Annotated in this window: 9 protein-coding genes; 7 read left to right on the top strand and 2 right to left on the bottom strand. The window is 40.2% G+C overall.

Annotation, left to right across the window (positions count from 1 at the left end):
* Together ACFSKL_RS18070 and ACFSKL_RS18065 are read right to left on the bottom strand one after the other, a co-directional pair.
* The coding region (locus ACFSKL_RS18070; protein ID WP_376888022.1) for a hypothetical protein at positions 1-869 on the bottom strand (869 nt) is incomplete at its 3' end.
* Between the two features lie 1,012 nt (positions 870-1,881).
* Entirely contained in the window at positions 1,882-2,640 is a 759-nt protein-coding gene (locus ACFSKL_RS18065; RefSeq protein WP_376888020.1) for a class I SAM-dependent methyltransferase, read from the bottom strand.
* Between the two features lie 70 nt (positions 2,641-2,710).
* On the opposite strand from ACFSKL_RS18065, the gene ACFSKL_RS18060 reads away from it, so the two are divergent.
* The 7 genes from ACFSKL_RS18060 to ACFSKL_RS18030 all read left to right on the top strand — a co-directional run bounded on the left by ACFSKL_RS18060 (position 2,711) and on the right by ACFSKL_RS18030 (position 11,559).
* Positions 2,711-3,499 (top strand): AraC family transcriptional regulator, encoded by a 789-nt coding sequence (locus ACFSKL_RS18060; protein ID WP_376888018.1) that lies wholly within the window; start codon positions 2,711-2,713, stop codon positions 3,497-3,499.
* 329 nt (positions 3,500-3,828) lie between these two features.
* Positions 3,829-4,665, top strand: a complete 837-nt coding sequence (locus ACFSKL_RS18055) for an SDR family oxidoreductase (RefSeq protein ID WP_376888016.1) — start codon at positions 3,829-3,831, stop codon at positions 4,663-4,665.
* Positions 4,632-5,033, top strand: coding sequence for an Atu4866 domain-containing protein (locus ACFSKL_RS18050; RefSeq protein ID WP_376888014.1), 402 nt, complete (start codon positions 4,632-4,634; stop codon positions 5,031-5,033). Before ACFSKL_RS18055 ends, ACFSKL_RS18050 begins: the two co-directional genes overlap by 34 nt.
* Before the next feature lie 10 nt (positions 5,034-5,043).
* A complete protein-coding gene (locus ACFSKL_RS18045; protein WP_376888012.1) occupies positions 5,044-5,958 on the top strand; it encodes a helix-turn-helix domain-containing protein in 915 nt (304 codons plus the stop codon).
* Positions 5,959-6,274: 316 nt separating this feature from the next.
* Positions 6,275-8,632: an ABC transporter permease gene (locus ACFSKL_RS18040; RefSeq protein ID WP_376888010.1), complete on the top strand. Its 2,358-nt coding sequence runs from the start codon at positions 6,275-6,277 to the stop codon at positions 8,630-8,632.
* A gap of 353 nt (positions 8,633-8,985) precedes the next feature.
* Positions 8,986-9,705: a sterol desaturase family protein gene (locus tag ACFSKL_RS18035; RefSeq protein ID WP_376888007.1), complete on the top strand. Its 720-nt coding sequence runs from the start codon at positions 8,986-8,988 to the stop codon at positions 9,703-9,705.
* Positions 9,706-9,708: 3 nt separating this feature from the next.
* On the top strand, positions 9,709-11,559 hold the full coding sequence (locus ACFSKL_RS18030; protein ID WP_376888004.1) for a 3-oxoacyl-[acyl-carrier-protein] synthase III C-terminal domain-containing protein: 1,851 nt from the start codon (positions 9,709-9,711) through the stop codon (positions 11,557-11,559).
* Positions 11,560-11,571 lie beyond the last annotated feature (12 nt).

Below are 11,571 nucleotides of genomic sequence, written 5' to 3'. Positions count from 1 at the left end.
TAAAAATACTGGGAAATTGTACCACCTACGCTCAACAGGCCGGGGCTGATGGAAGAATAAGTGTCAAAATCACCGTCTATTGCATTTTCGGGATTGTCCACGCCTGAACTCCCCAGGCCCAACAGGTCAATGTTTATGCCTGTAGCATCAAAGGAGGTGAACTGTGCCTGGCCGCAGGGGTCTTCACCCTCCAAAGTAAACGCATTGTATACGTCCAAGGTATATTCCGTACCCAAACCCAAAAGGGATATTGAGTTGTTGAAAATCCTGATCCTATCGTATTCCTGGGACGGCCTTATCGCCAAAAAAAAGTCACCGTTTTGGTCGGTAACCAATCTTGCCCTATCAATATTAAAACCACCGGCATCAGAACTAGCACGGTTCAATATTATATCACTGCCGTTCCTTGCCTGGACCCGGATTTCCTGTCTACCAAGCAGGACCGTTCCCAGCACATCTGCCAAGGCTTCGCCCAGGCTTCCGCCAAGAAGTGCCCCAAGCAGGTCCGAATCCCCGTCGATCCTTACATAGGAAGTAGTATTTGCCGCTAAGATCTGTGGGAATTTAAGTTCTATTATCCCATCATACGAGGCTAAACCTGCCAACAACCCGGGAGAGGCAAGCAACCTGGCAAAACTTCCAGGGGCATCGTTCAGGGCATTGTCCGGGTTTATAACTGTCGGATCGAAACAGGGACTGAGCCCTCCAAATCCACAGCCAAGTAAACTAGTCATCTTGTTATTCCCACTGGTAAAAGTCACCTCATCTGCAAGGGACTTTACGATCTGTGCATCAAGCGTATTTGAAAAGGCAAATACTGCAATAAAAAGAAATACATAGATTCTAAAAGACGGTAGATATTTTCCCATATTAAAAACGGTTTTTTTGATAGTTAAATCAAAACTACCAAATGGGTAAAAACAAAAATGGAAACAGAGTGCTTTATGTTATTTTAAGTACACATTTTGTAATCATACAAAAATCAAATTTCAAAGAAGACTTGGAAGAGTCAAACAAAAACACTTCATATTTATATCCCCAAATTCTTTCAAAGTAATTTATAATATTTTCATAAATTTTTATTGTAAAATCCCTCTTAAAAATCCCCTACATTATAGTACACAAAACAACCCACTTAAACTTAAGGCTTCTAACGGAATTGCGGAAAACGAAAGAGACATACAAGCAATCATGAAGGTGGGCCTTGTAGGCTTTAATACTCTAAATGAAATCAAATTATGTTAAGATCAACAATGACCAAACACCCAAAAAAAGTTAAACATCAATATATTTAGTTTAAAAAAACAATCAAAAAAAATAGGGCATTATACACTGTAAACCAACATTTCAACTCAAAAGACATAGTCAAAATAAAATAAACTTATATGTATCCCCCTTCAATCCAAATCCCCACTAGCCATCTCATTTGCTCAAACAAAAAACTATAAAACGAACCGGCTTTATACAAGAACTAGAACTAAGGTTTGAACATCCATATTCCCAAACCCAAAATTTGGATTCAGGCTGAAATAAGAATTCCAAAATCGGTTCACTGAAGTACAAAAGCTAAAGACAAAACAATTTCCAAGAAAAAAATGATTTATCTGGTAAAAAATAAAATGCTGAAAAACGACAGTAATACAATCAAACAAAATACAATTAACAATACATTAAAAACAAATTAAATAAGGTATAAATATACATTTAAAGAATATTATATAATAAAAATCAACATAAAAACACTTTTAAATAACAAAAAAGCATCTTTCACGAACAAAATCATCCCGTTTAAAAACTAAAAACATTCCTTGCTACTCCAATTTGGACAGGGTTTATTGCTACTATCTACTGGTAAAAAAGCGAATATACATGGTTTGTCTTTTAGGCTTTTCTTGCGCAGAATATATGAATAGGATAATTCAAAAAGACCTCTCCACTAATTTTGGTGGCATTCACTCCCAGCTCATCTACCCCAACATCACTTAATATCATATTTCGCAAACCTTCTTTGTCTACAGGAAATGAAGCTTGCAACTGTTCATCAAGACTAATTTCCATCACATACTTATCTTTCTCAACTTGGGTAAGCCCCACATCTGTAAAAAGATTTTGAAATTCTGTCAAAGAAAGAGCGGCCACATGGGAGTTGTCCCTGTTTTTTTCCATTTCATTGTATTTATCAATTTTAGCATCAGGCAAGGAAACGTCAACTACCATAACAAGTCCATTGGGTTTGCAAACCCTTTTCATTTCAGACAAGACCTTAATAGGATTCAAGAAATGATGGAATCCAAACCTGGAAATCACAATCGAGAAAAGATTGTCCCCATAAGGCAAACTAGCTACATCACCAATCTGCCAAGTGATGTTTTCAAGGTTCGATTTTTCTTGGAGCTTTTTTCCTTCATTAATCATTTCTTTTGTAATGTCAATCCCTATAACATGGCTAGTATGTCTTGCAAATCCACAAGAAACTATACCGGAACCACAAGCTACATCCAAGACAGTATCATTTTGATTGGCGGAAGACATATGGATCAACTTATCCAACGCATCGCTATGGGATGTGATGGAAGTATAACTACCTGCCTGCTTTGAAAATTGTTCTACAATAATTTTGTTATGCTTTTTTGTATCCATGATGTTAGTCATTTTTTATTTTAACAAAGTTCGGCAACATCCCCAATGTCATAATCACTATATTTAGACAATGAATATCGATTACAGGACAAATATCAAAGTAGATTATGGTTTTGAGAAAGATGAGACACGTCCAATAACCACATACTCAGAAACCATCAACAATACAAAATGTGCGGATTATCATTCCCACCCACGTGCACAAATCATCTCATGCGACAGAGGCGTAATGGAGATTATGACCAATCACAATATTTGGATTGTCAATCCTTCACAAAGTGTATGGCTTGCAAGCTACGAAGAGCATCAAGTGCATTTTCCGAACAATGTCAAGGTAGTATCAGCATTTATTGATGAGTCTAGACTGGACGGATTGCCTAAACATAGTTTTGCATTTGATTCATCTGATTTTATCAAAAGTATATTGGCAAAAATCACTTCCTTTTCAAATCCCAAGCAATTGACACCACAGCAAAACAGGATTTTTGAAGTGCTGTTGGATGAAATTACCTGCATAAAACCAAGCCTCACATTTCTCCCTACCAGTCATGATGAAAGAATTAAAAAAGTAACAGATGCCTTAATGCATGACATTGCCAACAAGCATAACATTGAATTCTACGCCAATTTATCCTGTGTGAGTCCCAGAACCCTTTCAAGGTTGTTTGTTAAGGAATTGGGAATGAGTTTTGGAGATTGGAAAATGCGTCTAAAGCACCTAGAAGCAATAAAGCAACTTAGTGAAAAAAGGGCAGTAAAGGATATAGCATATAGTTTGGGTTATGAAAATACCAGTTCATTTATAGCTACATTCAAAAAACATTTTGGTAAAACACCTACAAATTATGCCATCGAGTAAGCAGGAATCTGCCATGCCAAATGTTTGAGGATAAGAAATTAATTAACCCACTATCAACACAAAGCTATTCGAAAAGCATAAATCAGAATTAACGACCATGTGTTTTTTCTGTATCATCGATATTCCTATACAGGTCAACTTCTACCATCCTAAGTATTTCCGTAGAATACCATGGACAAGAAACAGTTCAAATCTCAATCTAATATTTTGATCTTAGCAACCGCACCTCCCCCATTCACGATTTGGCTACAATTTCAGTGGATTTACCTACACCCATCCATGCTCAATTCCCGACTTTTGATACTTCAATAGATCATAAAGTATTCAGCATGGAAACAAAAAAAGTATGGTTTGTCACAGGAGCTTCAAAAGGTCTGGGATTAACGCTTGTAAAAGCATTGCTAGCAGATGGATATTGTGTAGCAGCTACTTCAAGAACGCAACAAGGCTTGCTTGATGCCATTGGCAAGCACAGCAATTTTCTGCCTGTTGAAATGGATATTACCGATAATGAAGACGTTGCAAAGGCAGTGCAAATTGCCTGTGAGAGGTTTGGGAAAATCGATGTCATCGTAAACAATGCCGGCTACAGCCAAATCGGAACCTTGGAAGAACTCACAGATCACGAAGCGAGGAGGAATTTTGATGTGAATGTTTTTGGGTCGATAAATGTAATCAGAAACACAACTCCCCTTCTCCGTAGGCAAAAATCGGGGCATATATTCAATATTGCATCTGTTGGCGGATTAGTCGGCAGCTTTCCCGCCTTTGGGATTTATTGTTCGACAAAATTTGCTGTAGCGGGATTTACCGAAGCCTTGGCGGTTGAAATGAAACCGTTTGGAGTGCATACCACCTTGGTGTACCCGGGATATTTCAGGACTGACTTTTTGGCAAAAGGCTCGGTGCAAACCCCAGAAAACCCTATCCAAGAATATGTAGCTGCCAGAGAAATGGAAGCTGCCCATCTCAACCAAATTAACGGAAACCAACCCAACGATCCCCAAAAAGCAGCGGCTTTGTTCATCGAAATAAGCAAGTTGGAAAATCCACCTACACATCTTCTGATGGGAGAAGATGCATATGATATGCTACAAAACAAAATCAAAATACTTACTGAAGAATCAGAAAAATGGAAGGATTATACGCTGTCAACAGGATATTGATTGCCTTGCTGATTGTAATTGCCAATAGTTGTTCTACACAGCATCAGGGCAATTTGACAAAAGAGAACAAAGCATTGGTGGATGAACATTCCGGAAAAATGACACAAAAAATGGGAGAAACAATAGAAATCACAAAAGAATATATCGGAATGTGGGTCACCAAGGATGGCTATATCCGTCACGAACTTCTTCCCAACTACCGTTACGAGGAAGCACGTGGCAACCGAATGAGCGCATACAGGGGCAGTTATAAAATTTCGGGAAACCATATTGACTACAAAGATGATACTGGATTCACTGCTGATGGGGAGTTTAAAGATGGCATTCTTTACCACGCAGGAATGGTTTTGTACAAAGAAAAAAAGTAAATTAGCAACAATGGAAAACACATTTCGCTTCAATTCAATAGCAGAATTCCACCGTTTCTGCAAGCTGCCCAATCCCGATCATCCATTGATCAGTCTGATAGATTATAGCAAGGTGTGTTATCCTGACAACGAAACTGTTTTGAAATGGATACAGAATTTTTACTCAATCGGCTTAAAACGGAATGTCAACGCCAAATTCAATTATGGACAGCAACAATACGATTTTGATGCAGGTGTACTCAGCTTCATTTCCCCACTTCAGTTCCTGAAAATAGAAATCAAGCAGGATGTTGTCGCAAACCCCACAGGTTGGCTTTTGCTTATCCATCCCGATTTTATGTGGAATACGGTTTTGCCCCAAAAGATAAAAACCTGTGACTTCTTTGGCTATTCCGTAAATGAAGCTCTTTTTCTTTCGGACAAAGAAGAAAAGGTTGTGGTGGAAATCCTCCGGAACATAGAACAGGAATACCAGTCTACCATCGACAAATTCAGTCAAGATCTTATCATTGCCCAACTGGAAAGGCTGTTGATCTATTCGGAACGATTTTATGAGCGTCAGTTTATTACCAGAAAAAAATCCAACCACGAATTGTTGGAACGCTTCGAAAAAGTTCTTTCCAACTATCTTGAAAGTGGCAAGGCTTTGGACAAAGGTATTCCGACAGTGAAAGACATCGCAAATGACCTCCATATTTCACCCAACTATCTAGGAAGTCTACTCCGTCTACATACCCAGCAAAATACCCAACAGCACATCCAAAACAAACTGATTGACTATGCCAAAGAACGCTTGAGCAGCACCAACCTGAGTGTAAGTGAAATAGCATATCAATTGGGCTTTGAGCATCCACAGAGCTTCAGTAAGTTGTTCAAAAGCAAAACCAAGCAAAGCCCCTTGGAATTTCGCGCCAGTTTTAACTGATGCGGTTATATTTCAATTGATATCTTGTAAATTCAATTCCCCTATAAACCCATTACACGCACGGATTGGTTTTAGTAGATCAAGTAAGAAACCCCAACAATAAAAGCAATATTTCCAAAACTTAAGAAAAGTGCAGACAATCCCAAGATTGTCCACCAACGAACGATAAAGTCCGATACCGAACCTGACAACTGAGTGAAAACATCATAACAAATTGATTATCAGCACACTTTTATTGGTATGGTATTCGAAAACCTAAGGTTTGTACCTATGTCACTCTGTGTTAGCAAACTAACGGGAGATTAGCCTTTCCAATATGATAAAAAATTATCTAAAAACTTCATTCAGAAACCTGACCCGCCAAAAAGGTTATACTCTGATCAATATCTTGGGCCTTGGCGTAGGACTTGCCACCTGCATGTTGATTTTGCTTTGGGCACTTGACGAATGGAAATATGACGGATTCCATGATAAGTCAGACCGGATCTATTCTGTCATGATCAACAACATCTATCCTGATGGTGAAATCAAGACACATGGAGCGACCCCATCTATTTTGGCTCAAGCTATAGAACAGGAGATCCCTGAAGCGGAAATGATCTCAAGAACAAGCATGAACGAAAAGCTGATTATCAAGCACGAAAAAAACTCATTTCTGGAAAATGGATTTTATGCTGAACCAACACTTTTTGAAATCTTCAGCTTTCCTTTTCTCAAAGGGGGGATAGAAACCGCGAATGGAGATAAGAATGCAATCGTCATCTCAGAGAATTTGGCAGAGAAGCTATTTGCAGACCTGGATCCAATAGGAAAAGTTGTTGAGGTCCAACAGCACCAATTGGTGGTTACTGGTGTCTTTGCCGACATTCCTGCGCAGTCCACCATCCAGTTTGATTTTGTCCTTCCGTTTGAGATTTTTCTTGATGAAAACCCTTGGACACATAATTGGCAAAGTGGCGGTACACGCACTTATGTAGCCTTGCACCCTGATGTTGATCTAGCATCTGTGAACCTGAAGCTTTCCCCATTGGTAACCAAAAACTGTGGTGAATGTACGAGTAGCCCATTTTTATTTCAATATTCCCGGTCAAGACTACATTCCAAGTTTCAAAATGGCCAAGAGGCTGGTGGAAATATAGAAAAAGTGATCTTATTCTGCCTGATAGGATTCATTGTGTTGCTCATGGCCTGTATCAATTTTACCAACTTAGCAACGGCCCGCGCTTCCACCAGAGGTAAAGAAGTGGGGGTAAGAAAAGTAATTGGCGCCAACCGACAGGGCTTGATTCAACAGTTTTTATTGGAATCTACCATCCTGTCATTGATGGCACTGGGTGTATCCCTTGCCTTGGTCAATATCCTTTTGCCCTACTTTAGTGATGTTACCGGAAAAAATATCACATGGGGGGATTTAGACTATTTATTCTTTATCGGGACTTGTCTACTGACTTTGGCCTGTGGCTTGTTGGCAGGAGGATACCCAGCGTTTTTTCTATCTTCATTCAAACCAATTTCAGTTCTGAAAGGGGGCAAATCCCTTATGTTGACAGGGTCAAGGTTAAGAAAGTCCTTGGTTGTGATTCAGTTGGCTGCGTCGGTCACATTGGTAATTGGGAGTTTGACTGTCTACAGCCAGTTGGATTACATTACCAAGAAAGATCTTGGATATGAGAAAGAAAACGTCATCATCATCGATCCTCCACAAGAGGTATTGAGAAGCCCTGAGGTTTTTAAACAGGGGTTGCTGGATTTTCAGGGTATACAAAGTGCAGGCTTTGCCGGAAGCGACATCCTGACCATTCCTATCACAACCGATGAGGTTTCATGGACAGGAAAGCCGGAAGGCAACACTGTCTTCTTCAAACTTTTACGCTGTGACCATGATTTTCTTCCTACTTTGGGGATTCCCATGGTGGCCGGGAGGAATTTCCCCATAGAACAGCAACAAACCCCATTATATCTGCTCAATAAAAAAGCCATCGAAGTGATGGGAATTGATGCTGAAGATGCCATTGGTATGGAATTGGATGTCTGGAAAGGTTTGGGGCAGGTTATTGGTGTCACCGAGGATTTCCACAACAATAGCCTGAGAGAAGACATTGAACCTATGGTTTTTATGTATTCTACAGATATAGGCTTCCATTATTATATCAAAACCAAGTCAGGATACACAATAGATGAAAGTTTGGCTCACATTGAAAAAACAATGAAAAGGCTCAGCCCAGACCAGCCATTTGAATATAGTTTTTTAGATGAAGCGTTTGAACGTGAATATCGTATGGAAAAAGTGCTCGGGAAATTATCATTGGGCTTCACCATTGTGGCATTGCTGATAGTATGTTTAGGGCTTTTTGGACTTTCTTCCTTTGCCGCAGCCAAAAGGGTCAAGGAGATGGGGATAAGGAAAGTGTTTGGTGCATCACCAGGGCAATTATGGACACTACTTTGCAAGGATTTCGCAGTCTTGACCTCCGTGGGATTGTTGATCGGATTTCCCGTGGCTTGGTATTTGGCAAAAACATATCTCGCCAGTTTTGCATACCATGCCACACTTGGCGTTGGGGTTTATCTTTATACAGGAATTGGACTTCTAGTCATTGCCCTGCTCACTGTTACTTTCCAATCTCTCAAAGTAGCCCTTATCAATCCGGTGAATTCCCTGCGGGATGAGTAATAGTTCATTTTTCAATAAAAACCAGATTGATATATAACTAAACTCTCCAATATGATTATCCGCTTCTTTGCCTGTAAGTGATGGGGTTTGTTTAGGCTAAAGAAGTCACCCAACACTAGATATAACAGCTGGGCTTTGCGGACTTTGTGAAGCCTTAGCGGACATGGTGGTGAAAAAACTTAGCCACAAAGAACACCATGAATACACAAAGGACACAAAAACATCAAACTAAACCCTCCGCCACATTTTCAATAACCTGATCAAATCCCCCATTTGACCTACCAACTTTTTCAACTATATTCACAACAGAAGTCAGATTTATGACGTCTAGACAATCATTCACTCAATAATAAATGGGGAACCAAATTGACAACCTTCTATACCATTACTCCTACCCTGTTTTGTTTGGGTTGACGGTTATCTATTTTTCCATCCTCTACTTTGGCGTAGGATCATTGTTTTTAGAAGTCTGCAAATTCCTCGAAAAAAGGAATATCATCCATAAAATAGCAACCAAGCAAATCCCCAAAGACCAACTTTCTTTTGAAATCAGGCATTCCATCCAATCTATCCTGGTTTTTGGGCTGTCAGTCATACCCATTATATACTTGGTAAGAATAGAAGTGATCCAGCTGTTGCCAAATAACTTTCTCAATATCACCCTAGGCTTAATCATACTGACGCTGTGGAACGAGGTACATTTCTATGCAATCCACCGGCTTATGCATCAGAAGTTTATGATGAAACACATACATCATATCCACCATAAATCAACCGTTCCCACCGTATTTTCCGTATACAGTTTTCATTGGATTGAGGCTTGCTTGTTAAGCACCGTTCCTTTGACCATAGTTCCTTTTATTCCTTTTTCCATTTTTGCCGTTTTTATTTATCCGACTGTAAGTATTCTGCTGAACTTTGCAGGCCATTGCAATTACAGGTTTGGCAGTGGAAAAGGCGATAGTTGGTGGTTATTTGGGACTACGCACCATGAGCACCATAGCAGGGGGAGGCGAAATTATGGTTTTGCTTTAAATTTCTTGGACAGATTGTTTTCCAAACCAAACAAGTAACACATGCACGAAGTATATATTACCAGTTCAGGCTCATTTTTGCCAAACGAGCCTATTTCCAACCAAAAGATGGAAGATTTCTTGGGACGGATAAATGGCAAAGATAGCCGCAATAAAGAGCGGGTATTAAAACAAAATGGCATCAAAACACGCTTCTATGCCCTAGACGAGAAACAGGAAACAACCCATTCCAACGCACAGCTGGCTGTAAAAGCAATAGAAAATGCACTCCAAAAAAGCAGTTTAAGGGCGGCAGATGTTGCCCTATTGTGTACGGGAACTACCCAAGGTGATTTACCGATTCCAGGTTTTGCCAGTATGGTCCATGCGGGTTTGGACTTTGATCGCTGTGAAGTCTCCAGCCACCAAAGTGTGTGCGCAAGTGGGGTCATGGCATTAAAGAATGCCTATTCCCAAATCAAATGTGGTGAAAAACAAAACGCAGTTTGTGTGGGCAGTGAATTTGCCAGCCGGCTCTTCAAAGCTTCCCGTTTTGAAGCCCAGGGAGTGGACAGTTTACCTTTTTCTGTGGAATTTTTAAGATGGATGCTATCTGACGGTGCTGGGGCATTTGTGCTTCAAAACCAAAAAAATGAGACTGGAGTATCCCTAAAAATCGATTGGATTGACATGAAGTCCCATGCCAATGAATTTCCGGTTTGCATGTTTACCGGAAAAACAGACAACAAAAATGAAAATGAGCAGACCTGGCTGGACTACCCCAGCTATGAAGAAGCCTCGAAAGCAGGTGCCATCAACCTCAGCCAGGATCCAAGGCTTTTGGATAGTCTGGTCAAAACAGGCGTAGCACATTATTTTGAATTGATCAATGAAGGAAAAATCCATCGGGAAAAAATCGATTGGTTCTGCTGTCATTATTCCTCAGAGGTATTTAAGGGTCCTATCAAGGAGTTGATGGAGAAAGGTGGTGGGGAGATTTCCGATGAGAAATGGTTTACCAATCTCTCCACAAAAGGAAATACTGGGGCAGCTTCCATTTTTATTATGCTTGATGAATTGATGCATTCCGGGAAGTTAAAACCGGATGACAAAATCCTCTGCATGGTACCGGAAAGTGGTCGTTTTATCACCTCATTTATGCTCCTGACTGTAGTGGGAGGTACAGAATCCAAACGAAAGGAATATGCAATTCGGGAAATAAAGTCACCGGAATTGCAAATAGCAAAGTCAGAAACATCAGAATGGCTGATCCGCAATCTGGCGCAGGTATGGATAGATTTCGAAACAGAGTTGCTCAAAGTGCCGGTAGTCACCAAAATCCATGATGGGAAGTTAAGTTTGGCTGATTACAAACTCCTATTGACAGACCTCAGGCAGCAGGTAATAGACGGGTCGCAATGGATTTCCCGAGCTGCATCAAATATCGCCATTGAGCTTTTCGAACTACGTTCCGCTTTTATCAAACATACTGCCGCCGAGCATAAGGATTACCAAATGTTGGAAAGAAATTTCGAGGCATTGGGTGAGGATATCGAAAAAATCAGAAGTGGGGACAAAAACATCGGCTCTGTAGCATTGACATCTTTTATGTTTCAGCAAGCGAGTAAACCAAACCCGATTGACCTGTTGGGAGCCATGTTTATCATAGAAGGGATAGGAAAACGGCTCGCAGGATATTGGGGAAGAATGATCCAAGACCAACTCAACCTGAAAGACGATCAGGTATCCTTCTTCACCTATCACGGTGTGGCAGATGAAAACCATTTCCACAACCTAGAAAAAGCCCTAGACCACCCGCAGATGAACTTGGAGATCGCAAAACGGATAGTCAAAACAGCAAAAACAACCGCAAAACTGTATATTATGCAGTTGGAAGAATTGGGGAACTATTAAACGAACCTAAAA

The sequence above is a fragment of the Belliella marina genome (assembly GCF_042682445.1).
Lineage (GTDB): Bacteria > Bacteroidota > Bacteroidia > Cytophagales > Cyclobacteriaceae > Belliella > Belliella marina.
Note: the sequence above shows the minus strand (reverse complement) of the source record. Positions and strands in the feature narration are given on the sequence as shown.